The following is a 25995-nucleotide window of genomic DNA, read 5'->3' as shown; positions in this document are numbered from 1 at the left end:
ACGGGCCCGACGCACGGGCCCTCCGTGGAAACTCAGGCGTGGCTGACGGCGCCCGGCAGCGGGGCTTCGCTGTGCTCGCCCTGCAGGGACTGGCGGGTGCGCTCGGGGGCGATGATCCGGCAGCCAAGGATGGCGCAGACCACGGTGAGCACGCCGAACAAGCCCAGCGCCGTCTCGAAGCCATGGGCGATGTCGCCACCGCGCAGTTCGACCAGTTGGCCGACGATCCACGGCGCGAGCATGCCGGCGCTGGTCATTCCACCGATATGGATGGCCAGCATCGAACCACGCTGCGCACTCGGCGCGATATACGCGACCAGGGTGTTGCAGAAGGTCGGCAGGACATTCACCAGGATCGCGCCCAGAGCGTAGAGCACCAGGATCGCCAGGCGATCACCATGCAGCAGGGTCAGTGCGCAGAAGGCGACACCCGCGACCGCCGCGCAAGCCATCGGCGGCAGCACCATGGCGCGCTGCACCGAAGCGCCGCGCTGCATTGCCCGCTGCGACAGCGTCGACAGCAGCAGGTTGGCGAGGATCACCCCGACCGTCACCACCATGACCGTATAGCCCGACTGCATGGGCGTCATGCCCTGCCCCTTCTGCAGGTACACCGGTACCCAGCTGTACACCAGCGCAGTGGGCAGGTAGCTGAGAAAGCCCATCAGGGTGATCCAGACGAAACTGCGGTTGAGCAGCAGCCGGCTGTAGGGCAGGCGCAGCGTCGATCCCGGCCCCTCTTCCTCGGTCTGCTGCCCTTCGCGGCCGAAGATCAGCCAGACCACCAGCCAGACCAGACCGAGCAGCGCCAGCAGGAAATACGCGGTGCGCCAGCCGAAGTGCTGGATCGCCAGCGGCAGGCTCAGCGCGCCGAGCACGGCGCCGAGCATGATCGACACCTGGATCAGCGCCGAAGGCAGCACGCGCTCCTTCGGGCCGAACCATTTGAAGCAGGCGTGCTGGGTGACCGCAGTGCCCGGCCCGGTGCCGGCCCCCAGCAGCAGGCGCCCGGCAACCAGTGCGGCAAATCCGCTGGACAGCGCCACCAGCAGTTGCGAGGCCATCCACACCACGGACATGCCGGCGAGAATCCAGCGCGCCGGGAAGCGGTTGGCGAGAAAGCCCACCAGTACGCCGGAAATGGAATAGAGAAAGAAGAAGGCACTGCCGATGAAGCCAAACTCAGTCGGCGAGAGCTTCAGCTCGTCGATGATCTGCGCACCGGCAAAGGCGAAGATGGTCTTGTCCAGCACGCTGATGACCATCATCAGCATCAGCAGCAGGAGCACGGCGTTGCGACGATTCATGCCGGGGCTCCACTGCGGGGGGACGTGCACAGGCTCGCTTCCACAAGCTGCACCCAGAGGGCCGCGCCGAAGGGAATGGCTGCGTCGTTGAAGTCATAACCGGGGTTGTGCACCATGCAGCCACTGGGACCGCTGTCGCCATTGCCCAGGGCGATATAGCAGCCGGGACGGCGCTCCAGCATCCAGGCGAAATCCTCGCTGCCGAGGAAGCCCGAAGGCACTTCCGACAACAGGCGTTGCGGGCCGACCAGCTCGGTCAGCACCTGGCGTGCAAGGCGAGTTTCTTCCGGCGTGTTGACCAGTACCGGCACCAGCTCCTCGTATTCGTACTGCAGCTCCATGCCGTGCACGGCGGCAACGCCACGGGTGATTTCGCCGATGCGCCGCTTGAGCAGCTCGCGTACTTCAGGCCGGGTGGCACGCACGCTCAGGCGCAGGTCGGCATGGTCGGGAATCACGTTGGCCGCCTCCCCCGCCTTGAGCATGCCCACGCTCACCACGGCGACTTCGGTGGACGGCACGTTGCGCGCGACGATGCTCTGCAGCGCCAGCACCAGTTCGGCGGCGGCAACGATCGGGTCTTTGGTCAGGTGCGGCATGGCGCCGTGCCCGCCGACACCGACCAGGCGGATCGACACCCGATCGGACGATGCGGTGAGCGCGCCCTCGCGGGTCAGGAAGCAGCCCACCGGCAGGCCCGGCGCATTGTGCAGCGCGTAGACCGCATCGCAGGGGAAGCGCTCGAACAGGCCGTCATCCATCATCGCCACGGCGCCGCCCAGGGTTTCCTCGGCGGGCTGGAAGATCAGGTTGAGGGTGCCGTCGAAATTGCGCGATGCAGCCAGTTCACGGGCGGCACAGAGCAGGATCGCGGTATGCCCGTCGTGGCCGCAGGCATGCATGCGCCCGGCGTGCTGGCTGGCGTAGGAAACGCCGCTGGCCTCATCGATGGGCAGTGCGTCCATGTCGGCGCGAATGCCGATGCTGCGGGCGCTGCTGCCCTGGCGCAGCACACCGACCACGCCGGTGCCGCCAACGCCCTCGTGGACTTCATAGCCCCATTCGCGCAGGTAGCCGGCGACGATGGCGCTGGTGCGCGCCTCTTCGAAGCCCAGTTCGGGGTGCTGGTGAAGGTCCCGGCGAATCCGCGCGAAATCCTCGGTGCTTGCCGCAAGCCTTTCTATCGTGGGGTGCTGACTCATGCCGCATCCTGCTCATTGTTCTGCTGTGGCCGGCAGGATGCCCCACGGGCGCGACGCTGAATAATGACGTTCGCGCATGCTTATCGAAGCTGGTTATCGATGACCGTCATTCACCCTTGCGCAGGTGCGGGCCCTTGAAGGCATAGACCAGTTCGTCCACCAGCGTCTGCGCCTCGCGGGTCATCAGCTCCGGCGGCCGGCAGACCAGGGAAATGTCGGTGCCCGGCACGGTTTCGGCGATGTCCAGTGCTTCCAGGGTGCTGGACACGATAGGCAGATCGAACACCCGCCGCGACCAGAAACTCACCGCATCGGTATTGGCCGCCAGTTCCGCATAGAGCACCACCGAGGCACACTCGATGACGCGCTCGGGATGGCGCACCTGATACTGCTCGAACATCTGCCCGGCGAGGGAAACGTCGAGCGAATCGGGCACCAGCCACTCCTCGTCGAGCAGTTCATGCAATGAGCGCGCGTTACGCAGCGGATGACCCTTGCGCACCGCCAGCGTGGTGGGCTGGGCGTAGAGCTCCTGCCAGTGGAAGCCGTCGACGTTGCGCGAAGACGGCTGCGAGGTCAGCACCAGGTCCAGCTGGCCTTCGCGCAGGCCTTCGAGCAGCTTGGCCGGGCGCAGCTCGTTGATCTGCAGTTGCACCTTGGGGTAGCGCTTGCGGTAACGCAGCAGGCTGGCAGCGAATTGCTGGCTCGGGGTCACCGGTGACACGCCGATCGCCACGCGGCCGTCCATGGCGCCCTTCAGTGTCTCGATTTCGTCCCGCGCGCGGCGTACTTCCTCCACCACCAGACGAGCGCGGCGCACCAGGCGTTCGCCGTACTCGGTAGCGGTGATACCGCGGTTGGAACGCACCAGCAACGGTACGCCCAGCTCGGCCTCCAGCTCCTTGATGCTCTTGGACAGGGCTGGCTGGGAGATATGCAGCAGGCGCGAAGCTTCCTGGATACTGCCGCTCTCGCAGATGGCGACGATGGCGCGGAGTTGATGCAACTTCATGGCGTGGACGACGGCTCGCAGATCGGTAACAGGTCGGAACATAAAGCAAAATCGAGGCCGGCGTGAGTAACGGTTGGTAAACGGACGCAGACCGACGGGTCGCGTAGCGTGCTTTTCGTAGGATGGCGTGGAGCGCAGCGATACCCATCGATCCGTTGCGCCGGCAGCATGGGTATCGCTGCGCTCCACCCATCCTACAAATTGCGCAGGGGTCAGTTCGTAGGGCGCATAACGCGCCAGCGTTATCCGCCATTGGGGAGTGGCGGATAACCTGTTCCAGGTTATTCGCCCTACGAGTCAGTCCGGGATAATGGCGAACGAAAAAAAGCGGCCCGAAGGCCGCTGAGTCAACACAAGGAGCGCCGGTGAGCGCCAGTACAGCCCGCCGTCAGCGGATGCCGGTAGCGCGCAAGGCGTTGGGGGTGAAGTCGTTGCTGCTGGACTTCACCGCGAAGTCGTAGCTGCTCTTCTCCTCGTTGCGCAGGCCGGACACCGTGTAGCGGCCGGACAGCACGTCATAGTGGGTTTCCGCCGTCAGCCAGGTGAACTGCTGGTCGTAGAACGGCCGTGCATGGCCTTCGGAGACACGCCAGAGATTGCCGCGACCGTCATAGGCATCGGCCTCGGCGATCTGCCAGCTGTCCTCGTCGATGTACAGGTCGCGCTTGCTGTAGATGTGGCGCTGGCCCGGTTTCAGGGTCGCCACCACGTGCCAGACGCGGTGCAGCTCGTAGCGGGTGTGGTCCGGGTTCAGGTGGCCGGGCTTGACGATGTCGTCATACTTCAGCGCCGGCGAGTCGAGCTTGAAGCTGTTGTAGGGGATGTACAGCTCCTGCTTGCCCACCAGCTTCCAGTCATAGCGATCCGGCGCGCCATTGAACATGTCGAAGTCGTCGTAGGTGCGCATGCCTTCCGCGCCGGGGCTGTCGTAGCCCACTTGCGGAGCGCGACGCACGCGGCGCTGGCCGGCGTTGTACATCCAGGCCATGCGCGGTTCCCTGACCTGGTCGATGGTCTCCAGCACCAGCATCACGCTGCCCGCACGGCGCGGCGGCGAGAGGATTTCCTGGCGGAAGTAGTAGAGGATGTTGTCCATCTTCGCCGGATCGTAGTCCTTGAGCCCGAACGGAAAGGCGAACTGCTCCTTCATGTAGCTGATGGTGTAGTCGCCATTGGTCTGCGGGTTCATCTGCGCGGTGGTGCGCAGCATGGCGTTGCTGCGGTAGCGGGTGACGTGGTTCCAGATCACCTCCAGGCCGTTCTGCGGGATCGGGAACGGGATGGTCATGGTGAAGTTGTTCAGCCCGTTGCCGCCCTCGGCCAGCGAGGTTGCAGTGGCGTTCTTCTTCGCCGCATCAAGCACCGTTTGCGGATAGCTCGCGCTGCGGTGGCTCGGGTAGACCGGGATGCGATAGGTCTCGGGGAAGCGCTGGAACATCGCCAGTTGGCCAGGCGTCAGCTTCTCCTTGTACTGGCTGGCGGTCTGCGCGGTGATGGTGAACAGCGGCTGGTCGGCGGCGTAAGGGTCGGCGAGGAAACCGCCGGCATCGACCTTGCCGGCGTTCGGCGCCAGGCCGCCGGTCCAGGCCGGGATGCTGCCATCGGCATTGGCGGATTTCTCCGCACCGATGGGGGTGAGTTGATTGCCCAGGCGCGCGGCCTGGTCGGCGCCCACCGCGGCCATCACTGGCCCGGCAAGCAGGCCCAGGGTCAGGCAGCCGGCCTGCAACCATTGCTTGTTGTTCATGCTGATACCTCTGGCTCTGTATCGAAGAGACTGACGGGCGTCAGAAGCTGACGCCCAGGCTGACGGCGAGGAAGTCGCGGTCGGTGTTGACGTTGTAATCGCCGCCGAAGTAGTCGGTGTAACTGATGCTCGCGGTGTAGCGGCTGAGGTACTCGGCATCGACGCCGACGCTCACCGACTTGTCGCCCTCGTTGAAGGTCGGCCCGTAACCCTCCACGTCGTGGGAGAAGGCCAGGTTCGGGCGCAGCGAGATGCCGCCGATCAGGTCGTTGTATTCCAGGCCCGCGCGCAGGCGATAACCCCAGGAGTTCTGGCTGTAGAAGCCCTTGTCGTTGCACTGCCCAGGGTTGGCGGTATTCACCACTTTCTCGCACAGCGCGTTGCCCGACAGGCCCAGCAGCGACGAGCTGCCGGCGCTGGCCAGTTCGCCGTTGCCGTACACGCTGCTGCGCCCGAAGCGCAGGTCGGAACCATCGGTGGAACCCAGGTCGCCGATATGGCCGAAGCCGATCTCGCCGACCAGGGTCAGGCGCTCGGCAGCGATCACCGGGATCTGGTCGAAGGTGTTGGTGAAGGTCATCTGCGCCTGGGTATAGGGCATGCGCTTGTAACCCTGGATCAGCGAGCCGTAGCTCGAATCCGCCCAGCCGCTGGCGAAGATCGGCAAACCGGCGTTGACCATGGCGCTGGTGGAAGCCGAACCCAGCGTTGCGGCGCCGGAAACGTCGCTGGAGTTGATGCCCATGGGCATGTTCGGCCGGTAGCTGATCTCGCCCTGCACCGCGGTGCTGCCCCAGGTGGTGTTGAAGCCCAGGCCGTAGAGGCGGATGTCTTCCGGATAATCCAGGTACCAACTGGCGGTGCTGCGCCCGCCCTGGCCGATCAGGCCGCCCACCGGGTCGGCCAGCGCGCCCTTGCCCACCACCCAGTTACTGGTCGGCGTGCGGCTGTGGTAGTTCATCGCGTAGGCGGAGAACTCGGTGTCGTTGACCATCCAGCGCAGCGCCACGCCGAACTGGCCGCCATCGCGGGCATCGTGGTCGCCGGTGCGCGGCACGTAGCCGTAGCCGCCCTTGACGCCGGTGCCATCGATATCGCGGTCGAAGTCGCTGCCGTTCACCGCCATGTTGATGTCGCAGCCCTTGGCGGCCACGTCGCTGCCGAAGAAGGTGCCGCAGTTGTCCGGCACGGTCTTCTCCCATTCGAGCTGGTAGAAGGCTTCCATGGACAGGGTATCGGTCAGCCCCTGGTTGAAATACAGCATGCTCACCGGGATCAGCGCTTCCTTCACCTCGGAACCCGGCCGGCGCAGCGCGGCGACGTCCACCGGGTTGATCGAGTTGATGCCGTTCTGGATGAAGGTGCTCTCACCCCAGCTCACCACCTGGCGGCCCAGGCGCACGGTGCCGGGCAGGTCGCGAAAGTCGTAGTTGTGGTAGATGAAGGCATCGAGCAGCTGCGCACCGGAGGAACGCGCCGCCATGTCGCGGCCGTTGTCGTCGATGTCGTAGAGCGGGCGGTGTTCATCCTTCAGTTCGAAGTCGTACCAGTACTTGCCACGCAGGAACAGGCCGCTGTCGCCGTACTTCAGCTCCAGGTCGTGCAGGCCCTTGAAGATCTTGGAGAAGGTTTCGCCCTTCTTGAAGTTCAGCCGGCCATCATCGGAGGTCTGGCTGGAGGCCGTACCGCCGTTGCGCGAGCCGATGAACTTCTTGTCCGGGCTGTCCATTGCCCAGCTCGCGCCGATGGACAGGGTCGAGTCGAAGCGCCCCTCGATTTCCCCCACGTTGAAGCTCACTGCCTGAGCCGAAGATGCCCCGCCAAGGGCCATGCTGGTTGCCAGCGCCAGCGCGTGCGGCCTGAAGCCTGCGGCGCCGGTTATTGTTTTTTTCATGCTGCTCTCCGCCTGGAACGTGCTGGTCACGGCAAGCCGTGCCACTCCTGCGTCCCGGTTCTCAAGCCGGGAGGCGGTCGCATGGTAAGAGCGCTGTCACAAAGCTGACTGCTGAAAAAAAGTGATGCCCATAGCCAGAATCGAAACGCCTTCGACCAGCAGCCCGTGAGGTTTCGCGGGTGATAACCAGTAGCTATCGCGATACCCAGGATTCAGCCGACCGCCGCCGCGCATTGGCCTAAAGTCCGCCGCCATCAGCGACTCCCCAACCCTGAGGTGGACCATGAAGATTGCGTTGACCGGCGACAGCATCCTGCAGCGCCGCCTGAACAGCCGCGACGATGAAACCCTGCGCCCGCTGTTCGACCTGCTGCGCGGCGCCGATGTCAGCTTCACCAACCTGGAAGTACTGCCCAACGACTTCCAGGGCGACGCAGTGCTGGAAAGCGGCGGCTCGCACTTCGGCGCGCCGTCGTGGATTCTCGATGAGCTGGTGGACGGAGGCTTCGACCTGTTCTCCACCGCCAACAACCACAGCCTGGACTACGGCATTGCCGGCCTGCACGCCGCCCACGCGCAGCTGGAAAAACGCGAACTGCTGTTCGCCGGCACCGGCCGCAACCTCGAGGAAGCGCGCCGCCCGGTGTACTGCACCAAGCCTGCCGGCACCGTCTCGCTGCTGGCCTGTACCTCCACCTTCGGCAAGGGCCAGGAGGCCAGCGAGCAGACCCGCGACATGCCCGGCCGCCCCGGCCTCAACCCGCTGCGCTACGACACCGTGCACCAGCTGGACGGCACGCAGATGGAAGCCATGCGCGGGATCATCGCCAGCCTGGGGCTCGACCGCCTTTACCAGGGCGCGGTCGACCTGGGCTTCGCCCACCCGATTCCCGACCCGGCGCTGGCGGTATTCGGTCCCTTCACCCCGCTGCTGTTCCGCCAGGGCGAGAGTTCGCGCCTGCGCACCCTGCCACGCAAGAAGGACATGGACGATATCCTGCGCTGGGTCGAAGAGGCACGCACGCTGTCCGACATCGTGGTACTAAGCATCCACGCCCACGAGCTGGGCCACGACGCCACCGGCGAGTGGAACCTGGAGGCCGCCGCCGAGTTCATCCAGCCGGTCGCTCGGCGGATGATCGACGCCGGCGTCGACATCGTGGTCGGCCACGGCCCGCACCTGCTGCGCGGCATGGAGATCTACAACGGCAAACCGATCTTCTACAGCCTGGGCAACTTCATCGGCCAGAACGAGCTGGTGGAGCGCCTGCCGGCGGACAGCTACGAGCAGTTCCGCGTGGAGCGCAACCAGACGCCGTCGAAGGTCTTCCTGCAACGCACGCAGAACGACACCCGCAGCTTCCCGTCCGATGCGCGCTTCTGGGAAAGCCTGGTGCCGGTCTGCCAGTTCGATGGCCGCCGTCTGACCGGCATCGAGCTGCATCCGGTAAGCCTGGGCCTGGGCGAGGCGGTCCACCGCCGTGGCCGCCCGCGCCTGGCCGAAGGCGAGCACGCACAGGCGATCCTGCAGCGCTTCGCCGCGCTGTCGGAGCCCTACGGTACGCGCCTGGTGCTGGAGGGGAACGTCGCTCGCGTGGCGCTCTGATCGCCGTCGCGCACTTCCACTTGTAGGAGCGAGCTTGCTCGCGAACAGCTCTTCGCCGATGAGTCTCTGCCGTGCGGTTCGCGAGCAAGCTCGCTCCTACTCCAGCAATAACTACGACGTTCTCCATCGCAATCCCGGCTCTGGCTCTGGCTATTTGGACTTCCAGAGAAACGTCCGCACGCTCCGGACCGCCCCTTTCAACGAGGGAATTTTTCGCCTAAGCGAAAAACCGGATGGAGGGGCAAGCCTTCTTGGTTACTTCTTCGGCGTTTGGAAGAAGTGACTCGCCCGAGGGGGCGAAACCCAATACATCCGCACGCACCGAAGCGGCGCAGAAACACGAAAACCCAAAAGCTTCGCGGCGAAACTTCGCTCCTACGAAAAGCCTCCCGCATCCGGTACGCTTTGGGCTCGTTCCACGCAGAGCCCAGGAAAATGCCCGCCCTCACCTGCCCCCACCTCATCGGCCAGCACGTCGAACTCATTCCCCTGCGCGCGGAACACCGCGACGCACTGCTCGCCGCAGCCACCGACGGCGAACTGTGGAACCTCAAGGTCACGGTCGTGCCCGGCCCGGACACCGTGGACAGTTACCTCGCCAAGGCCGGAAAGGGCCTGGAGGAAGGCACCGTCCTGCCCTTCGCCATCCTCGACCGGCGCACCGACCAGATCGTCGGCAGCACCCGTTTATGGAAGGTCGACCGCGCCAACCGCAAGCTGGAAATCGGCCACACCTGGCTCGCCCTGTCGGCGCAGCGCACGCCGATCAACACCGAGGCCAAGCTCCTGCTGCTCAGCTACGCCTTCGAGCAACTCGACTGCGTGCGCGTGCAGTTCACCACCGACGAGCTGAACGAGAAGTCCCGCGCCGCCATCCTGCGCCTGGGCGCCGTGCAGGAAGGCATCGTCCGCCACGAACGCATCATGCCCGACGGCCGCAAGCGCAACTCGGTGCGCTTCAGCATCATCGACAGCGAATGGCCCGAGGTGAAGGCGCGGCTGCAGCAAAGGCTGGGCCGCGCCCCGACCTGAGAGCCACTCAGCCCTGGTAGAACACCTCGTCGCTGTACGGATACCACCAGGAGTGGATCTGCGGCTGGTGATCGATGATCACCATCTTCGAGCGGCGGAACGCATCCAGGCCCTGACGGCCCAGTTCGCGGCCCATGCCGGACATCTTCCAGCCGCCAAACGGCAGCGCATCGTTGTCGATCAGCGGGTTGTTCACCCAGACCATGCCCGCCTCCAGGCGGTCCGCCGCTTCCATGGCTTCGGCCAGGTCAGTGGAGAACAGCGAGGCGCCCAGGCCGAAGGGCGAGTCGTTGGCCAGGCGCACGGCCTCGTCGAAGTCCTTCACCTTGCAGATCGCCGCCACCGGGCCGAAGCATTCCTCGTGGAAGATCGCCATGGCCGGGGTGACGTCGGTGAGGATGGTCGGCTCGTAGTACCAGCCCACCGGGAATTGCGCCGGGATGCGCCCGCCGCAGACCAGCGTGGCACCCTTGGCGATGGCGTCGTCCACCAGGCGGATGACCTTGGCGCGCGCCGCCTCGCTGACCATCGGGCCGATCTCGGAGCGCTCCAGGCCATGGCCTATACGCAGCGCACGGGTGCGTTCGGCGAAGCGGGCGACAAACTCATCATGCACTTCGTCGACCACATAGAAGCGCTCGGCCGAGGTGCAGATCTGCCCGCTCAGGTGGAAGGCGGCGGTCACTGCGCCGGCCGCCGCGACTTCCAGTGGCGCATGGCGGGAGATGATCATCGGGTCGCTGCCGCCTGCCTCGATCACCGCCGGTTTCATCCGTTCGGCGCAGGCCACGGCGACGGCCTTGCCGGCGGCGACGCTACCGGTAAAGGCCACGGCGTGGGTGCGTTCGGACTGCACCAGGCGTTGTGCGGTGCCGGCATCACCCGGTACGCAACTGACCATCCCGGCTGGCAGCACCTTGAAGTGCTCCATGAATTTCAGCGTGCACAGCGTGGTGCTTTCCGCCGGCTTGACGATGCAGGCGTTGCCTGCGGACAGTGAAGCGGCCAGGGTCCAGCACATCAGCAGGATCGGGAAGTTGAACGGCATGATGTGCACGCTGACGCCATAGGGCTCGTAGCGCACATGCTGGAACGAGCCGAGCTGGGTGGTGCCGGCCACCTTGCCCGCTTCATCGCGGGCCATCTCGGCGTAGTAGCGGAAGATCGGCGCGCAGTTGGCCAACTCGCCCATGGCCTCGGGGAACGGCTTGCCCATCTCCAGCGTCATCAGCCGCGCCACTTCGCGCTGGGTCGCCTGGTCGGTCTCGATGGCATTGGCCAACTGGTGCAGGATCGCCGCGCGGGATTTCGCGTCGACGCGCTTCCACTCGCGCTGGGCGGCGTTGGCGGCATCGATGGCGGCGTCCACGTCCTCCGCATCGCACAGGGCAATCTGGCCCACGGGCGTGAGGTCGGCGGGGTTGAAGATGTCGCGCCGGCGCTGCGTGGCCACACTTTGGTAGTGCGGGCCGATGAAACGCAGGGGCACGTCGCTGAGGAAGTCGGTCATGGAATGCTCCGCAGGGATTCGGAAGAAGCCAGGCGCTGGGCGATCACGTCGCTCTCCAGCGGCTGGCGCCAATTCGGCAGATGGGCGTCGAGCAGCGCTGCCAGCGGGCGCAGTTGCTCGCTGTCGAGCGCGCGCTGGAACAGCCGCAGGACGCGTGGCAGGTGCTTGAGGTAGCCGTGCTTGCCATCGCGCTTCGCCAGGCGCACGAAGATGCCCAGCACCTTGGCGTGGCGCTGCGCGGCGAGCACCTGGAAATCAGCCATGAAGCGCCGGCCGTCCACTTCCGGGCGCTGGCTGAGGTATTGGCTGAGCAGGGTCACGCGCAGTGTTTCGGGAATGTCGCGGCGCGCGTCTTCGAGCAGGGACATGAGGTCGTAGGCTGGTGCACCGAACAGGGCGTCCTGGAAATCCAGCAGCCCACATGCCGCGACACCCGCCCTGCCCTCCAGCAGCATCAGGTTGTCGACGTGGTAGTCGCGCAGAACCAGCACCTCCCGGCGCAGGGACACAGCGCGCCAGAGTGCGGCGAATTCCGCCAGATAACGCTCGCGTATCTGCGCAGCGGACGTCTCGCCCACCAGCAGCGGTGCATACCAGTCGATGAACAGGGCAGCCTCGTCAGCCAGCTTCTGCCCGTCATACGCCGGCACGCCTTCCGCGCCCTGGGGGCCGGCGCGGTGCAGGCGCACCAGGGCTTCCACGGCGATGCGATACAGCGCCACCTCGTCGTGGCCGGCGGCCAACAACCGGGTGTAGGTGGCGTCGCCGAAGTCCTCGATCAGCGCCAGGCCCAGCTCGCGGTCGGCAGCCAGCACATTCGGCGCCGAAAGCCCGCAGTCGCGCAGCAACTGCGCCACCCGCAGGTACGGCGCCAGCGGCTCGGCGCCGGGCGGCGAATCCATCAGCAGCAGGCCCTTGCCGTCGACGCGGAAATAGCGCCGCGCCGAGGCATCCGCCGGCAGCGCCGTGATTGGCGCGGCGGCCAGGCCGCTACCGGCGAGGAAGGTCTCGCGGGCGGCGGCGCGGGTGGTTTCGCAAGGCAGGTTCATGGCATCACCGGATCATGTAGACCTTCTTGATGGTCTCGTGCACGGTGCACACGCCCTTCCAGTCCTTGGGGAAGAAGGCCGCAGTGTCCGGCTCGATCTCGATTACCTCGCCGGACTCGTGCACGTAGGTGCAGCGGCCTTCGAGGAAGTGGCAGAACTCGTCGCTGGTCACATGGCAGAACCACTTGCCCGGCGTGCAGTGCCAGATGCCGCATTCGGACTGGCCTTCGGGGCCCTTGTGCAGGACCACGCCACTGACGTGGGACTCGCCCTCGAGCATGGTCGGGATCACGCCCCAGTCCTTGAGTTCGGTGACTTGCAGCGGGCGATGAATAACGGGGGTCTTCATGTCTTTCTCCAACAATGGCCACCCTCTCGGGCGGCCGGTTAAGGCGTAGGGCGAATAACCGCTTGCGGTTATCCGCCGACAGGTTCGGCGCAAGGTCGATGGCGGATAACGCTTGAGGCGTTATGCGCCCTACGAACTGCGGTGGCCGCCTGCACAGGCGGCCGGCTATGGCGTAGGGCGAATAGCCGCTTGCGGTTATCCGCCGATGGGTTCGGCGCAAATCTCGAGGGCAGATAACGCTTGGGGCGTTATGCGCCCTACGGGTTCAGGCCAGCATGTAGAGGTTGCGCAGCGTGGTGTGCACGGTGCACTCGCCAGTCCAGCCGGCGGGGAACAGCACCAGGGTGTCGGGCTCGACCTCGGTCACCTCGCCTTCGTCCGAGCGGTAAGTGGCCCGGCCAGACACGAAGTGGCAGAGCTCGTCGCGCGGGATCGACAGCCGCCAGCGGCCGGGGGTGCAGACCCACAGGCCGGTCTCGGGGCTGTTGTTCGGACCCTTGAACAGCAGGCGGCCGCTGGAGTGCGAGACACCTTCGAGGGCGTCGGACTGCACGCCCCAGTCCACCAGGTCGTCGTAGTCACGTGCGCCGCGGATGTGCGGCGCACTGGCCGCTCCATTGAAGAAGGAGCCCTTGAACTCAGGCATGGTTCACCGCCTTGCCCTGGACGAGCTGGTCGAGAATCCGTGCGGCATCTTCCGGCCCCTTGCGCGAGCGCATGTAGTCGCTGGTACGCGCCAGTCGCCCCTGCATCAACTCGTCGCCCAACAGTTGAGCGATGTTGCGCGCCAGGTCTTCCTCGCTCCAGTCGTAGCGGTCCATGCGCAGGCCATGACCACTCTCCTGGGCACGCATGGCATTGTCGTGGCCGTCCCAGACGTAGGGCATGACGATCGCCGGTTTGCCGAAGAACAGGCACTCGGTGAAGCTGTTGTTGCCGCCGTGGTGGATCACCCCGTCGACCTGGGCGATCACCGAGGGCTGCGGGTACCAGTTGGAGACGATCACGTTGTCCGGCAGGTCGGTGTACTTCTCCACGTGCTCGCCGACATTGAACAGCGCGCGGTACGGCAACTTGCCGATGGTGGTGACCAGGCGCTTGAGCAGGTCGACGTCGCCCGAGCCCAGGCTGCCGAAGCTGACGTAGAGCAGCGGCTTGTCGTTGTGCGCCTTGAACTGCGGAATCTCGTAGGGCTTGTCGCTGCGCACGCAGCCCTGCAGGTAGTGGAACTGCCGCGCCGGCAGCGCATGGCGGCGCTGGAACTTCACCGGGTCCGGATAGAGCAGCAGGTTCATGTAGGGCGACTCCTCGAAGAAGGTGCCCAGCGGGTACGGCCGCTCGCCGCACTCGGCGAGGAAGTCGTTGAAGTCGGCGTGAATCGGCGCGATCACTTCCTCGAAGCGTTTCTGGAAGCGCGCGTGGCCCTCCTTGTCTTCCACGCTCATGCCCGACAGGTACGGCGGGATGTCCGGGTCGTGCACTTCGTTCTCCGAACAGGAGATGATCCGCACCCACGGCTTGCCGTAATGCTTGATGGCCGGGAAGAGGATCACGTTGTCCACGCAGATCAGGTCCGGCTTGATCTTGTCGAGGATCGCCGGCAGCTCCTTCTGCGCCCACTTGGAGGTGGAGACGATGGCCTCCCAGCACTCCTTCACGTAGTTGTCGAGCTGGTCGATCGGCGCCTTGCGGAAGTTCGGGATGTGGCCGTTGATGAAATCGGTCCAGTAGCGCGCCATCTCCTCCGCCGGCATCGGCTCGGACATGTTCACGTAGTGCTCCTCGAAGCCGTAGGCCGAGTACACCCCGGTCATCCCCGGATCGGTGAGGAACACCGCCTTGTGCCCCAGCGCCTCGCAGGCCTGGGCAATACCCACGGAGTTCAGGGCCATGCCGCGCATCCCAGCCCAGGCGCACCGGCATGCCGGCGGCCAGGCGCAAGAAGTCGTAGTCCGAGGACGGCACGCGGACGATCAGCGGCTTGCTGGACAGCGCCGTGTTCACGTGCAGGTTGGTGTCCAGGCCGTGGTAGGCGACCTCCGCCACCTCGCCATGGATCTGGTTGTCGGTGGCCGGCGTGGCGTCGGTGAGCACCCGCAGGCGTTCCGGGCGCAGCGCCAGGGTCACGCTTTCGGGGCTGGACTCGGCGGTAGTCTCGATATTCAGCACCTGGTCGCCCGCCTGCAGGCGATTGGTGCCCAGGCGACGACCCTCGATCAGGTTGCTGACGCCGATGAAATCGGCGACGAAACGGCTGCCCGGGTTCTCGTAGAGTTCGCTGGGGCTGCCGCACTGGCAGACCTTGCCGTCACGCAGCACGGCCATGCGGTCGGACATCACCAGGGCTTCTTCCTGGTCGTGGGTGACCATGATGAAAGTGATGCCGCTCTCGTGCTGCAGGCGCTTGAGTTCCAGCTGCATCTTCTCGCGTAGCTTCTTGTCCAGCGCGCCGAGCGGTTCGTCCAGCAGCAGCACGCGCGGGCGCTTGACCAGCGCGCGGGCCAGGGCGACACGCTGGCGCTGGCCGCCGGAGAGTTGGTCCGGGCGACGGTTGGCCAGCGCGCCGAGCTGCGCAGTTTCCAGCACTGCATCCACGCGCTGGCGGATCTCGCCGGCGGGCAGCTTCTCCATCTCCAGGCCGTAGGCGATGTTGTTGCGCACGGTCATGTTGGGGAACAGCGCGTAGGACTGGAACATCAGGTTCAGCGGGCGCTTGTTCGGCGGTAGCGGCGAGATGTCCTGGCCGCCCAGGTAGATGGCGCCGGAGCTGGGCGTCTCGAAGCCGGCGATCATCCGCATCAGCGTGGTCTTGCCGCAGCCAGACGGGCCGAGCAGAGCGAAGAACTCGTTCTCGCGGATCGCCAGCGACACCTGGTCCACCGCCGTCAGGCCCTCGCCATAGGATTTGCTGACCTGGTCCAGCACCAGCAGGTCGGAAGACTTAGTCATGGGCTTTGGGCACCTTGTTCAGACGTTGGGAGGCGAACAGCGCGGTGAAGCTGACCAGCATCACCAGGGTGGCGAGGGCGTTGATTTCCGGGGTCACACCGAAGCGGATCATCGAGTAGATCTGCATCGGCAGCGTGGTGGAGGCACTGCCGGAGCCGGAGTTAAAGAAGGCGATGATGAATTCGTCCACCGACAGGGTGAACGCCAGCAGCCCGCCGGCCAGTACGCCGGGGAAGATCGCCGGCAGCAGCACGCGGCGCGCGGTGGTGAACCAGCCGGCACCGAGGTCGATGGACGCTTCGAGGATCGAATAGTCGAAGTGCTTGAGGCGCGTGCGCACCACCGCGCAGACGAAGGCGATGTTGAACACCACGTGGCTGAGGATGATCGAGTGCAGCCCCAGGCTCATCTTCAGCAGGTTGAAGAAGCTCAGCAGCGCGATGGCCAGGACGATGTCGGGGATGATCATCGGCGCCATCAGCAGGGTGTCGGCAATGTTGCTGCCTTTCTTGCCGCTGCTGCGCGCGCGCATCTCCACGCCCAGCGCAAGCAAGGTGCCAAGCACGCAGGCGATAAAGGTGGAGGTCAGTGCGACGATCAGGGTGTTCAGCGCCGCGTGCTGGATCGAGGCATTGGCCAGCAGCTTGGCGTACCACTTCAGCGATGCGCCGCCCCACGCGGTGGGCAGGCCGCTGGCGTTGAACGACAGCAGGATCAGCACCAGGATCGGTACATAGAGGAAGGCGTACACCAGCCACAGGTGCGTGCCGAGGGCGATGCCGGACGGATTACGCATGGCGTTCGCCCTCCGCGCCCTGGGCCCGGCGCGAGACCATGGCCTGGATGAACAACAGCAGCAGCATGATGCCGATCAGGAAGAAGCTCAGCGCCGCGCCGAACGGCCAGTCCCGCGCGGTGAGGAACTGCGCGTAGATCAGGTTGCCGACCATCTGCACCTGCTTGCCGCCCAGCAGGTCGGCGGTGATGAAGTTGCCGATGGACAGGACGAAGACGAACACCGCGCCGGCCGCCACACCGGGCACCGACAGCGGCAGGATCACCCGGCGGAAGGTGGTCCAACCGGACGCGCCGAGGTCGCGCGAGGCTTCCCATAGTTCGTTGTCGATGCGCGACAGCGAGCTGTAGATGGCGAGGATGACGAAGGGGATGTAGTTGTAGACCAGCCCCAGTACCACGGTGGCGTCGGTGTACAACAGGTTGATCGGCTCGCCGCTGTAGCCCAGCAGGCTGAACAGGCGGTTGAGCAGGCCTTCGCGGTTGAGCAGGACGATCCAGGCGTAGGTGCGGATCAGGTAGTTGCTCCAGAACGGCAGCATCACCAGGAACAGGTACACCGCCTGCCGGCGCGGCGTGGTGCGGGTGATGGCGTAGGCCGCCGGGTAGCCGATGAGCACCGCGAAGAGCATGGCAAGACCGGCGATCTTCGCCGAGCGCAGAAGAATGTCGAGGTACAGCGGGTCGACCGCGCGACGGTAGTTTTCCCAGGTGAACACATAGTCGATGCCACCATAGGCACCGCGCTCGAGAAAGCTGTAGACCAGCACCAGCAGGCACGGCAGCAACAGGAACAGGGCCAGCCAGCCCAGACCGGGCGCGAGCAGCCAGGCCGACAATTTGCGGTCGGCGGATAAAGCGGTCATGTGTAGTTCCCCCAACCCCACGCCAGGCGGGGTGCTTCAGGGTGGTTGTCTTCGGTGCGATTCTTCGCTGAATCACCGGGGCGCCATCGCAGCGCCCCGTTGGCGCGACTTATTGCGCAGCCATGATTTCCGTTACCGCGCGGGTATAGGCCTTCTGCGTCGAACCGCCTACGTCACGCAGCTGCTGTTGCTTGACCAGCTCGGCCGGTGTGGTGGTGAGGTTGGGATACTTGGCCAGCAGGTCCGGCTTCAGGGTCGCCATCGCCGCCTGGTTGGGCACCTTGTAGAGGATGTTCTCGGCAACCCAGGCGTGGTTCGCCGGCTCCAGCATGTAGTTGATGAAGCGGTAGGCGGCGTCGGGATTCTTCGAGCTCTTCAGCACGACCATGGTGTCCACCCAGAGGTCGGAACCTTCCTTGGGCACGACGAACTTGATCGCGTCGTTGGCCTGGGTACCGTAGTTGCACCAGCCGTCCCAGGCGTGGGCCATCAGCGCCTCGCCCGAAGCCAGCTTGGAGTAGAAGGTGGTGTCGTCGAAGGACAGCAGGCGCTTCTTGGTGGCGATCAGTTGGTCGCGCACCGCGTTGATCTGGTTCGGGTTGCCGTCGTTGACCGACCAGCCATTGGCCAGGAAGCCGGCGCCGAGCAGCCAGCGGTCGGTGGCGAGCATGGTGGTCTTGCCCTTGAGGGCGTCGGAAGGCTTGAGCAGGTCGCTCCAGCTGGAGGGCGCCGGGCTGACCTTGTCCGAGCGGTAGCAGATACCGGTGGTGCCCCAGGTGTAGGGCACGGAGAAGTGGTTGCCCGGGTCGTACTCGAGCTTCTGCGCCTCGGGGTAGAGATTCTTCAGGTTCGGCACCTTGGCCGGATCGATGTCGGCGAGCAGGCCCTGCTTGTGCAGGATCTCGGCGAAGGGAGAAGAGACGAACACCACGTCGTAGCCTTCGCCGCCGGAGGCCATGAGCTTGCCCATGATCTCTTCGTTGGTGGCGTGGAGCGACTTGTCGGCTTCGAGGCCAGTCGCCTTCTGGAACTTCTCCAGGTTATCCGGGGCCATGTAGCCGTCCCAGATGGAGATCACCAGATCCTTGGCGCTGGCCGTGGTCGCGGACAGCGTGAGCGCGAGGGTCGCCCCTGCGTAGAGCATGGTCTTCAGCTTCATCTTGCGCACCTGACGATTGGTTGTTGTTGTGTCGACGGCAGCGGAACGAAAAGCGTACTACATGTCTTTTTTTCAAAATAAAAACCGAACCGATGGCGAAGTCAACAATTTCCTACAACCATTTCCCACATTCTTGTTGGACCACCCTCGCTGTGGCATAAGGGTTCGCCCCGCGACCACCAGCCCGCCGGGGCCTGCCGGAGAGAAGCCGCTTGAACAAGGACACCGAGAAAAAACCCCGCACCAACCACCTGGAGCTGGCCCGGCGGATCATCGAGCACGCCCAGGACAGCGGCCTCGGGGATGGCGACGGGCTGTCAGAGCAGCAACTGGCGCGCACCTTCGGCGTCTCGCGCACACTGATCCGCGCCGGCCTGGACCTGTTGCTGGAGCAGCAACTGGTCGCCCACGAGCCGGGCAAGGGCTACCGTCTCGCCGCCGACCCCGCCGCCCAGGTGCTTGGGCCCGCCCTGCCCCAGGCCGAGGAACAGGCGCTGGCCGCCTCGGTGCTGCGTGACCGCATGGCCGGAAGGCTCGGCAACAGCCTCAGCGCCAGCGAGCTGATGCGTCGCTACGACATCGGCCGCGCCGCTGCGCAGAAGGTGCTCGCGCAGCTCAGCGAGGATCAGGTACTGGAGCGCGGCGCCGGGCAGAGCTGGTCGTTCCGCCCCTTGCTGAACAACCTCGCGGCGCTGGAAGACAGCCTGCGCTATCGCCTCATTCTCGAGCCCGAAGCCCTCCTGGCCCCAGGCTTCGACCCGGACCTGGCGCGCCTTGCCCTGCTCCGCGGCGCCATGGAGGAACTGCTCGGCGCGCCCATCGAACGCTTCGACGTAGCGCAGTTCCGCGAACTGGACATCGGCTTCCACGAGCTGATCGCCCAGGCCTGCAGCAATCGCTTCGTCGCTGATGCCCTGCTGCAGCACCAGCGCCTGCGCCGCCTGCCCAACCTGCTGCCGATGGTCAGCGTGCACCGCCTGCAGGAAGCCCTGCGCGAGCACCTGCGGATCATCGAGCAGATCGAGCGCGGCCAGCTGGAAGTCGCCGCCGACCTGATGCGCCTGCACCTGCGGCTGTCCTTCGCGCAGCGTCCGCAGACCGCCAACCGCGGGATTCCACAGTCATTCGGCGGGACGCGCCGCTAAGTATTTTTCACTCACGGTGTTTTTTTTAACGAAAAAATGCAGTATCAGTTTCACCCAGTGCCCGTGAGCAACACCCGGATGTGCCCATGACGCAAAGAACAAGAACCATCGCCTTCTTCCCCGAGGCCAGCTTCGGCGCCGCGCTGAACTGCATCGGCATCGCCCAGGCCCTGCGCGAACTCGGCGCACGCCCGGTGTTCATCTGCCATGCGCACTTCCAGGGCATCTTTGCTGAATACGGATTCGCCGAATACCCGCTGCAACTGGACTCGCCACTCTCCGCCGCCGATCACCAGCACTACTGGGAGCGCTTCATCGAGCGCAACGTGCCCTACTTCGACCAACCGCCCCTGGCGCAGATCGACAGCTACGTGGCGCCGGCCTGGGAAGCCATCATCGACACCGCCATCGAGTCGGAAAAGCCGCTGCAGCAGCTGCTTGCCCGGCTCAAGCCGGACGCCATCGTGCTGGACAACGTGGTCACCTTCCCGGCTATCACCGCCGCCGGCTGCCCCTGGGTGCGCATGGTCTCCTGTGCGGAAACCGAACTGCCCGACGCCGCCGTGCCGCCCTACCTGTCCGGCGCCAGCAGCAGCGATGCGCAGGCCTGCACGAGCTTCCGCGAACACTACCTGCAGGCAACCAGACCGGCCCATGAGCGCTTTGCCCGCTTCCTCGCCGAATGCGGCCACCCGGCCCTGCCCGCCGGCCAGTTCCTCGAGGACTCGCCCTGGCTGAACCTGCTGCTGTCGCCGACGCCGGTGCGCTACGAGCGCAAGACCCCCCTGCCGGCCGAGCGCTACCTGTACCTCGATGGCTGCGTGCGCAGCGAGGCACCGTACATTGCGCCGCAGTTCCCCCGGCATGACGACGCACCGCTGATCTACGTGAGCTTTGGCAGCCTGGGCGCTGCCGACGTGGCGATGATGCGCCGCTTGATCGACGCCGTGGCGCAACTGCCCTACCGCTTCCTGATCAACGTCGGCGCCTACCGCGAGCACTACGACACGGTGCCGGACAACGTCTACCTCGACAGCTGGTACCCACAGCCGGCGGTGCTCCGCGAGTGCCAGTTGTTCATCCACCACGGCGGCAACAACAGCTTCTGCGAAGCGCTGTACTTCGGCTTGCCATCGGTGATCATCCCCTACTGCTGGGACGGCCACGACAACGCCCGGCGCGCCGAGGAAGTCGGCGTGGCGCGCTACCTGCCACGCTTCGAGAACCCGCTGGCGGCGCTGCCCACTGCCCTCGCCGAACTGCTTGCGGACACAGCCATGCAGCAACGCCTGACCGCCGTGCGCGAACAGATGCAGGCATCGCGTGGCACCGAGACAGCGGCACGGGCGATCCTGGAAGTCTGTGCCGACTGAGGGTGGCAATGGCACCTTCGAAGCGCCGCGCATTGGCTCTCTGCAAGGCGACGCCGCGTCCGTAAGCTGGTCTGCAGCAACCTGGAGCCCGGCATGACCGCCTTCGATGACCAGCCGAGCCTGCTCGGCGAAAACCTGCAATTGCGCCCACTGCGCGCCGATGATTTCGAGGCACTGTTCGCCGCCGCCGGCTCGCCGGAAACCTGGGCCGGCCACCCGGCGAAGGACCGCTATCGCCGCGAAGTCTTCGAGCCCTACTTCCAGTTCCTGGTGCAGGCCGGCGGCTGCCTGCTGATCCTCGACCGGGCAAGCGGCAAGGCCATTGGCTGCTCACGCTATTACCCGGTGCCGGACCAGCCGGACGACATCGGCATCGGCTTCACCTTCATCCACCACCGTTACTGGGGCGGCGCGACCAATCGCGAGCTGAAGACGCTGATGCTCGGCCACGCCTTCGGGCACTTCGAGCGCGTCTGGTTCCACATCGCGCCGAGCAATATCCGCTCGCAGAAAGGTACCGCGAAGCTGGGGGCAGTACTGGCCTACGAGGCCACGCTGGACCTCTCCGGCACGCCCGCGCAATGGCTGTGCTACGCACTGCCGCGCGAGCGCTGGGCAAGCGTCGCGGCCAGCTAGGCAAGCCCGCGGAGCCGGCTCGCCCAGTTGGCCGAGGTCAGACCCGCTCGATGGACGGCAGCGTCCACTGCCCGGCCACCACCGGCTGCTCCGGCCCGTAGATCCGCAGGATGACGTTGAACGGCCCCTGCCGCGTCGACGGCAGCCAGTTCGGCTGCTCTGCCGTCGCGGGAGCATCGGCCTGGATGTACAGCGTCACCCCGCCGTCGGCATCGCGCACCAGCGGGTCACGGCTGCTCAGGCAGTAACGCTGGATCGGATTGTCGACCAGCTGTCGGTCAGGCAGGTCGTACAGGGTCAGCGACCAGAATTCCCTGGCTGGCGGCAACTGGCCGGGAGCGAAACGCAGGCGATAGCGCTGCCCGCCCTGTAACGGCTGTTGCCTGCTGTCCTTGCGGCTGCCCAGGTAGATCGCCTCTTCCACGCTGTTGCCATAGATGCCGCTGGCCGCCGCTGCGGCGCGGCTCAGGTAGTCGTTGTGCATCGCGGCGCGGGTGCCGAACAGGCCGGCGGATGAGCGCAGCGTGGCGCCCTTGGCCTTCAGCTCCTCGACGCCCTGCTGGATGCCGGCGGCCAGCGCCTGGCGCTGGGCCGGGCTCAGCGCCGCGGGGTTGAACAGGAGCCCGGCACCGATGCCGGCGCCAGCAAAACGCTGGCGCAACTCCACCTCGCTCGGGTCCGTCGGGCAGAACGCGAGGATCTGGTTCAGGTGCGCAATGAATCCCGCGCCGAGATCGCGCGGCAGCTCCCAGGGCAGCCATTGCACCGCTGGCGCGGCAGCCGGCGCCGAGCCGCCAGCGAACTCATGCAGCGGGCACAGACGGTACTGTTGCTGGAGTTCGCGCACCGCCGGCAGGTCGGCGGCGCTGCGCAGGCCGGTGCGACCCAGGAGCATGGCGATCTGCGTTTCACTGCGCAGCACCTGGCGGATGCCGGCGGGCGTCGCGCCGTTCCAGTCGGGCCCGGCAATCAGGTAGTCGCCCGCCTCGCGGCCGGTGCTGAGCACGCCGACATAGCCGAAGTTGAAGGTGTACTGGTCCACCAACTGGTGCACGTAGTAACGGTCCTCGGCCACCGCCGGCACGCTGAGCACCCAGGGCTCGGCGCGCAGGTCGAGCCAGGCCCAGGAGTACGGCGTGTCGTTGTTGGGCGTTACCACGTCGCGGTTCTTCGGGGTGAAGAGTTCGCTGTAGTGGCGGAATACGCCGAAGCCGCCGACGTACTCGGGCGAGGCGGAATCGAGCGCCTGCTTCTGCATCGTCTGGTAGTGCATCAGCATCGGGTAGGCATAGATCCATGCCTGGCGAACGATATCCTGGAACGCCACGGGGTCGCTTTCCAGCGCGACGGGGGCGGCCAGCAACCAGCTCGGCGCGCAGCCCAGGCCGAAGCCGAGCGCACCGCTGGCGCCGAGGAAACGGCGGCGGGTGAGAATCGCGGACATGGCTTACTCCTGGCTGGAAACGGGCTGAACGGCCGGCGGCTGGTAGTCGCCCTTGAGGGCCTTTGCCTGCGGCAGGTACATGCGCAGGATCAGGTTGAACGCTCCCTGCGGCGCCGGCAGCCAGTTGTCGCTGCTGGCCGGACGGGCATGCTGGATGCTCAGGGTCAGGCCGCCATCGGCATCCTTCTTCAGGTTGCTCGCGCTGTTGATGGCGTAGCGGTTCAGCTCATTGGCAGAAAGCATCTGGGTCTTGCCGTCGTAGAGCGTGACCGACCAGAACGCATCCACGGGCGGCAACTCGCCGGGCGCGAAATGCAGGGTGTAGGACCGGCTGCCGTCGAGCGCCTGGCCGCTGGCATCGACGCGCGTGAGCGGGTACATCGCCTCCGCCGGGTCGTTGGCGTAGATGTACTTCCAGGCGACCGCCGCCCGCGTCAGGTCATCGTTGCCGTAGTGGCCGATGTTGATCGGCGAGTTCTGCCAGCCATTGACCGGTGCAGCGAAACGCTCGGTGGCGGCGCGAATCTTCTCTCGCCCGGCCTCGGCGCCCTGCTCCACTGCCTGGGCGATATCCGCCGGCAATTGCCGAGCGTCGAACGGCTTGCCGGTGCCCACGCCGATCTGCGCGAACTGCTTCAGACGTTCCTGCTCGTCGGCACTCCAGGCATGCCAGGCGGAGAGGCCGTTGAAGTCGATGAAGGCGTTCTCCGCCGGGCCTTCCTTGGTTGGCAGATACGCCGGCACCTCGATCTTGTGCGGCAGCAGCGTGGGCTTGGTGCTGCGCAGCTTGTAGCCGTCCATTACGGCCTTGGCGGCATCGAGGTCGGCTTCGCCGTCAACCGCGGTGCGGCCGAGCAGGAAGACGATACGGCTGGGCGAGCGAATCACCTTGCCGTGGAAGCCCTCAGGCGCCTGGCCATCCCAGTCGGGGCCGGCGATCAGGAAGCTGCCGGCCGCCCGCCCGGTGGCGCGGGTGCCGATGTAGTCGAGGTTGTTGGTACGCATGTCGATCAGCTGGAAGCTGTAGTAACGCTGCGGCACCGCCGGTACGTCGAGAACCACCGGGTGCTCGCGCAGATCGAGCAGCGCGTAGGAGTAAAGCGTGTCGTTGTTCGGCGAGACCACGGTGCGGTCTTCCGGGCCGAGCAGCGTGGTCTTGTTGTAGAGGTAGTTGACCGGCAGCTTGGCGGCGATGGCTTGCAGGGTCTTGCCGTGCTCGGCCGTGGCGAAGGCAAACAGGTAGGCCTGCTCGGCCAGCTCGCGGGCGTCTTGCGCAGTGGGCGCGGCGGCCCAGGCATGACCGGCGAACAGCGGCAGGATGGCGAGTGCAGGCAGCCAATGACGCATGGGAGTTCCTCGTTCTTCTTGTTGGACCGCCCGGCCATGCGGCGCCGAGAGCGGGTGCTGGAGCAGAGTGCGGCATCTCCGGCTGGCGCTGGTTAGCGCCAGCGGACAAAAAGCGATCAGGGCGCCCCCGCGCCTGACGGCCAGCGCAGAAACGACAACGCCACCCCGGCCTTGCCGGGATGGCGCTGTAGCCCCGGCCACAGTGGTCGGGGGGTGAGCGCAAGGTTACTTGGCCCAGCGACGCAGGTCGGATGGAGTGTAGTCGCTCATCTTGGCGCGCTGCCCGGTCTTCAGGGCGCTGTTCTCTTCGTTCATCAGGCCATTGACGAAGTAACGCCCGCTGATCAGGTCGTAGGCCGCTGCCAGCGCCTCGTAGGTGAACTGCTTGTCGTAGTAGGGCATGGCGTGGGACTGGTAGTTGCGCCAAAGCTCGCCACGGCTGTCGTAGAGCTCGCCGAGCAGGATGTTCCAGCTGTCCTCGTCAAGGTAGTAGCGGCGCTTGCTGTAGACATGCCGCGCGCCGGGCTTGAGGGTTGCCTCGACGACCCAGACGCGGTGTTTCTCGAAGCGCATCAGGTCCGGATTGAGGTGGCCGGTCTTGAGGATGTCGGCATATTTCACCGAGCGATCGTAGAGGCGGAAACTGTTGTAGGGGACGAGCAGCTCCTGCTTGCCCACCAGTTTCCAGTCGTAACGGTCCGGTGCGCCATTGAAGCCATCGAGGCTGTCGGCGGTGACCATGCCATCGCTGTAGCGCGCACTGTTGTCATAGGCAATCAGCGGCGCCCGGCGTACCCGGCGCTGGCCAGGGATGTACTGCCAGGCCGCGCGCGGCTCGGCAACCTGGTCCATCGGCTCGTGGGTCAGCACCGCTTCGCCGGAAAGCCGGGCCGGCTCCAGCACACGGGTCTTGAACATGAAGAGCAGGTTGGCGTTCTGCGGCAGGTCGTCGACGGTCTCCGCGTAGTTCATCTCGGTCTGCGAGCGGACCAGGCTGTAGACGCCATTCTCCTTCACGTTGGCCGAACTGAACGTGCGCTCCAGGCTGCCGCCACGGTAGCGCGTGATGTGGTTCCAGATCGCCTCGACGCCCGCCTTGGGCAGCGGGAATGGCACGCCACGATGGTAATTCAGCACGCCGTTGCCGCCGTCGGCGAGCTTGCTCTGCTCGACGTTTTTGCGGGTCTCGGCGTTGATCTCGTCGGGCAGCCGTGCGCTGCGGTGGCTGGGGTAGACGTTGATCTTGTAGGTATTGGGGTAGCGCTTGAGCATCGCCTGCTCACCGGGGCTGAGCCACTGGCTGTACTGCGCGGCGTTGGCCGGAGTGACGGTGAACAACGGCTTTTCGGCGGCGTAGGGGTCGGCATAACCGCCCTTGGCGTCAACCTGCCCGGCGTCGGGCTTGAGGCCTCCGGTCCAGGCCGGAATGCTGCCGTCGGCGTTGCCGGCTTTCTCGGCACCGACCGGCGTCAGGCTGTTGCCGAGGTCGGCCGGGGTGGTGGCATGGGCGCAGAACGCCAGGCCCATGGCCAGCGCCAGGGCAGAAAATTTCATGAAATGCATGGTGCGGTTC

21 protein-coding genes and 1 pseudogene are annotated in these 25995 nt (G+C 65.8%); 5 read left to right on the top strand and 17 right to left on the bottom strand.

Features of this window, described 5'->3' with window-relative positions:
• Positions 1 to 32: 32 nt before the first annotated feature.
• From L6D89_RS14085 to L6D89_RS14065, 5 genes are all read right to left on the bottom strand, one after another.
• The gene (locus tag L6D89_RS14085; protein WP_236200155.1) at positions 33 to 1307 is read right to left on the bottom strand and encodes an MFS transporter; all 1275 of its coding nucleotides are present in this window, start codon (positions 1305 to 1307) and stop codon (positions 33 to 35) included.
• On the bottom strand, positions 1304 to 2509 hold the full coding sequence (locus L6D89_RS14080) for a M20 aminoacylase family protein (protein ID WP_236200154.1): 1206 nt from the start codon (positions 2507 to 2509) through the stop codon (positions 1304 to 1306). Before L6D89_RS14080 ends, L6D89_RS14085 begins: the two co-directional genes overlap by 4 nt.
• A gap of 106 nt (positions 2510 to 2615) precedes the next feature.
• A complete protein-coding gene (locus L6D89_RS14075; protein WP_236173488.1) occupies positions 2616 to 3521 on the bottom strand; it encodes a LysR family transcriptional regulator in 906 nt (301 codons plus the stop codon).
• A gap of 388 nt (positions 3522 to 3909) precedes the next feature.
• Positions 3910 to 5268 (bottom strand): DUF1329 domain-containing protein, encoded by a 1359-nt coding sequence (locus L6D89_RS14070; protein WP_236200153.1) that lies wholly within the window; start codon positions 5266 to 5268, stop codon positions 3910 to 3912.
• Positions 5269 to 5308: 40 nt separating this feature from the next.
• The gene (locus L6D89_RS14065; protein WP_236200152.1) at positions 5309 to 7162 is read right to left on the bottom strand and encodes a DUF1302 domain-containing protein; all 1854 of its coding nucleotides are present in this window, start codon (positions 7160 to 7162) and stop codon (positions 5309 to 5311) included.
• A gap of 283 nt (positions 7163 to 7445) precedes the next feature.
• On the opposite strand from L6D89_RS14065, the gene L6D89_RS14060 reads away from it, so the two are divergent.
• Positions 7446 to 8768, top strand: a complete 1323-nt coding sequence (locus L6D89_RS14060) for a CapA family protein (RefSeq protein WP_236200151.1) — start codon at positions 7446 to 7448, stop codon at positions 8766 to 8768.
• Positions 8769 to 9203: 435 nt separating this feature from the next.
• The gene (locus tag L6D89_RS14055; RefSeq protein WP_236200150.1) at positions 9204 to 9800 is read left to right on the top strand and encodes a GNAT family N-acetyltransferase; all 597 of its coding nucleotides are present in this window, start codon (positions 9204 to 9206) and stop codon (positions 9798 to 9800) included.
• Positions 9801 to 9807: 7 nt separating this feature from the next.
• Here the strand turns inward: L6D89_RS14055 and L6D89_RS14050 are convergent, their stop codons facing one another.
• The 9 genes and pseudogenes from L6D89_RS14050 to L6D89_RS14010 all read right to left on the bottom strand — a co-directional run bounded on the left by L6D89_RS14050 (position 9808) and on the right by L6D89_RS14010 (position 18477).
• Positions 9808 to 11310, bottom strand: a complete 1503-nt coding sequence (locus L6D89_RS14050) for an aldehyde dehydrogenase family protein (protein ID WP_236200149.1) — start codon at positions 11308 to 11310, stop codon at positions 9808 to 9810.
• Positions 11307 to 12359 carry an aminoglycoside phosphotransferase family protein gene (locus L6D89_RS14045; RefSeq protein ID WP_236200148.1) on the bottom strand — a complete coding sequence of 351 codons (1053 nt, stop codon included), beginning with the start codon at positions 12357 to 12359 and terminating at the stop codon, positions 11307 to 11309. Before L6D89_RS14045 ends, L6D89_RS14050 begins: the two co-directional genes overlap by 4 nt.
• A 4-nt stretch (positions 12360 to 12363) precedes the next feature.
• On the bottom strand, positions 12364 to 12708 hold the full coding sequence (locus L6D89_RS14040; protein WP_017519228.1) for a cupin domain-containing protein: 345 nt from the start codon (positions 12706 to 12708) through the stop codon (positions 12364 to 12366).
• Between the two features lie 265 nt (positions 12709 to 12973).
• Entirely contained in the window at positions 12974 to 13354 is a 381-nt protein-coding gene (locus L6D89_RS14035) for a cupin domain-containing protein (RefSeq protein WP_236200147.1), read from the bottom strand.
• Positions 13347 to 14600, bottom strand: coding sequence for a glycosyltransferase (locus L6D89_RS14030; RefSeq protein ID WP_236200146.1), 1254 nt, complete (start codon positions 14598 to 14600; stop codon positions 13347 to 13349). The genes L6D89_RS14035 and L6D89_RS14030 overlap by 8 nt, the downstream gene beginning before the upstream one ends.
• 58 nt (positions 14601 to 14658) lie before the next feature.
• Positions 14659 to 15657 (bottom strand): annotated as a pseudogene (locus L6D89_RS14025) (ABC transporter ATP-binding protein); the annotation flags it as partial.
• A complete protein-coding gene (locus L6D89_RS14020) occupies positions 15650 to 16453 on the bottom strand; it encodes an ABC transporter permease (RefSeq protein ID WP_024762784.1) in 804 nt (267 codons plus the stop codon). The gene L6D89_RS14020 and the pseudogene L6D89_RS14025, both read right to left, overlap by 8 nt.
• Entirely contained in the window at positions 16446 to 17318 is an 873-nt protein-coding gene (locus L6D89_RS14015) for an ABC transporter permease (protein WP_236200145.1), read from the bottom strand. Before L6D89_RS14015 ends, L6D89_RS14020 begins: the two co-directional genes overlap by 8 nt.
• 109 nt (positions 17319 to 17427) lie before the next feature.
• Positions 17428 to 18477: a polyamine ABC transporter substrate-binding protein gene (locus L6D89_RS14010; RefSeq protein WP_236200144.1), complete on the bottom strand. Its 1050-nt coding sequence runs from the start codon at positions 18475 to 18477 to the stop codon at positions 17428 to 17430.
• A 212-nt stretch (positions 18478 to 18689) separates the two neighbouring features.
• Between L6D89_RS14010 and L6D89_RS14005 the strand changes: the two genes are divergently transcribed.
• From L6D89_RS14005 to L6D89_RS13995, 3 genes are all read left to right on the top strand, one after another.
• Complete coding sequence (locus L6D89_RS14005) at positions 18690 to 19622, top strand: GntR family transcriptional regulator (RefSeq protein WP_236173500.1); 933 nt, start codon at positions 18690 to 18692, stop codon at positions 19620 to 19622.
• A gap of 86 nt (positions 19623 to 19708) precedes the next feature.
• Positions 19709 to 20995: a glycosyltransferase gene (locus tag L6D89_RS14000; RefSeq protein WP_236200143.1), complete on the top strand. Its 1287-nt coding sequence runs from the start codon at positions 19709 to 19711 to the stop codon at positions 20993 to 20995.
• Between the two features lie 93 nt (positions 20996 to 21088).
• Positions 21089 to 21631, top strand: coding sequence for a GNAT family N-acetyltransferase (locus L6D89_RS13995; RefSeq protein ID WP_236200142.1), 543 nt, complete (start codon positions 21089 to 21091; stop codon positions 21629 to 21631).
• A gap of 37 nt (positions 21632 to 21668) precedes the next feature.
• Here L6D89_RS13995 and L6D89_RS13990 read toward each other — a convergent pair whose 3' ends face one another.
• The 3 genes from L6D89_RS13990 to L6D89_RS13980 form a co-directional block, all read right to left on the bottom strand.
• Positions 21669 to 23075 carry a DUF1254 domain-containing protein gene (locus tag L6D89_RS13990; protein ID WP_236200141.1) on the bottom strand — a complete coding sequence of 469 codons (1407 nt, stop codon included), beginning with the start codon at positions 23073 to 23075 and terminating at the stop codon, positions 21669 to 21671.
• A 3-nt stretch (positions 23076 to 23078) separates the two neighbouring features.
• A complete protein-coding gene (locus tag L6D89_RS13985) occupies positions 23079 to 24422 on the bottom strand; it encodes a DUF1254 domain-containing protein (protein ID WP_236200140.1) in 1344 nt (447 codons plus the stop codon).
• A 225-nt stretch (positions 24423 to 24647) separates the two neighbouring features.
• Complete coding sequence (locus L6D89_RS13980) at positions 24648 to 25985, bottom strand: DUF1329 domain-containing protein (RefSeq protein ID WP_236200139.1); 1338 nt, start codon at positions 25983 to 25985, stop codon at positions 24648 to 24650.
• Positions 25986 to 25995: the final 10 nt, after the last annotated feature.

It is taken from the genome of Pseudomonas pseudonitroreducens, from assembly GCF_021603645.1.
GTDB classification, from domain to species: Bacteria; Pseudomonadota; Gammaproteobacteria; order Pseudomonadales; family Pseudomonadaceae; genus Pseudomonas; species Pseudomonas pseudonitroreducens.
This window is presented reverse-complemented; position numbering and strand designations above follow the sequence as displayed.

What these genes read in the sequence shown, in the direction of transcription:
- L6D89_RS13995 (WP_236200142.1), top strand. Translation starts at nt 21,089, where the DNA reads ATGACCGCCTTCGATGACCAGCCGAGCCTGCTCGGCGAAAACCTGCAA.
- L6D89_RS14060 (WP_236200151.1), top strand. Translation starts at nt 7,446, where the DNA reads ATGAAGATTGCGTTGACCGGCGACAGCATCCTGCAGCGCCGCCTGAAC.
- L6D89_RS13990 (WP_236200141.1), bottom strand. Translation starts at nt 23,075, where the DNA reads ATGTCCGCGATTCTCACCCGCCGCCGTTTCCTCGGCGCCAGCGGTGCG.
- L6D89_RS14010 (WP_236200144.1), bottom strand. Translation starts at nt 18,477, where the DNA reads ATGAAGCTGAAGACCATGCTCTACGCAGGGGCGACCCTCGCGCTCACG.
- L6D89_RS14045 (WP_236200148.1), bottom strand. Translation starts at nt 12,359, where the DNA reads ATGAACCTGCCTTGCGAAACCACCCGCGCCGCCGCCCGCGAGACCTTC.
- L6D89_RS14085 (WP_236200155.1), bottom strand. Translation starts at nt 1,307, where the DNA reads ATGAATCGTCGCAACGCCGTGCTCCTGCTGCTGATGCTGATGATGGTC.
- L6D89_RS14015 (WP_236200145.1), bottom strand. Translation starts at nt 17,318, where the DNA reads ATGACCGCTTTATCCGCCGACCGCAAATTGTCGGCCTGGCTGCTCGCG.
- L6D89_RS14050 (WP_236200149.1), bottom strand. Translation starts at nt 11,310, where the DNA reads ATGACCGACTTCCTCAGCGACGTGCCCCTGCGTTTCATCGGCCCGCAC.
- L6D89_RS14065 (WP_236200152.1), bottom strand. Translation starts at nt 7,162, where the DNA reads ATGAAAAAAACAATAACCGGCGCCGCAGGCTTCAGGCCGCACGCGCTG.
- L6D89_RS13980 (WP_236200139.1), bottom strand. Translation starts at nt 25,985, where the DNA reads ATGCATTTCATGAAATTTTCTGCCCTGGCGCTGGCCATGGGCCTGGCG.
- L6D89_RS13985 (WP_236200140.1), bottom strand. Translation starts at nt 24,422, where the DNA reads ATGCGTCATTGGCTGCCTGCACTCGCCATCCTGCCGCTGTTCGCCGGT.
- L6D89_RS14070 (WP_236200153.1), bottom strand. Translation starts at nt 5,268, where the DNA reads ATGAACAACAAGCAATGGTTGCAGGCCGGCTGCCTGACCCTGGGCCTG.
- L6D89_RS14055 (WP_236200150.1), top strand. Translation starts at nt 9,204, where the DNA reads ATGCCCGCCCTCACCTGCCCCCACCTCATCGGCCAGCACGTCGAACTC.
- L6D89_RS14020 (WP_024762784.1), bottom strand. Translation starts at nt 16,453, where the DNA reads ATGCGTAATCCGTCCGGCATCGCCCTCGGCACGCACCTGTGGCTGGTG.
- L6D89_RS14035 (WP_236200147.1), bottom strand. Translation starts at nt 13,354, where the DNA reads ATGCCTGAGTTCAAGGGCTCCTTCTTCAATGGAGCGGCCAGTGCGCCG.
- L6D89_RS14000 (WP_236200143.1), top strand. Translation starts at nt 19,709, where the DNA reads ATGACGCAAAGAACAAGAACCATCGCCTTCTTCCCCGAGGCCAGCTTC.
- L6D89_RS14075 (WP_236173488.1), bottom strand. Translation starts at nt 3,521, where the DNA reads ATGAAGTTGCATCAACTCCGCGCCATCGTCGCCATCTGCGAGAGCGGC.
- L6D89_RS14040 (WP_017519228.1), bottom strand. Translation starts at nt 12,708, where the DNA reads ATGAAGACCCCCGTTATTCATCGCCCGCTGCAAGTCACCGAACTCAAG.
- L6D89_RS14030 (WP_236200146.1), bottom strand. Translation starts at nt 14,600, where the DNA reads ATGGCCCTGAACTCCGTGGGTATTGCCCAGGCCTGCGAGGCGCTGGGG.
- L6D89_RS14080 (WP_236200154.1), bottom strand. Translation starts at nt 2,509, where the DNA reads ATGAGTCAGCACCCCACGATAGAAAGGCTTGCGGCAAGCACCGAGGAT.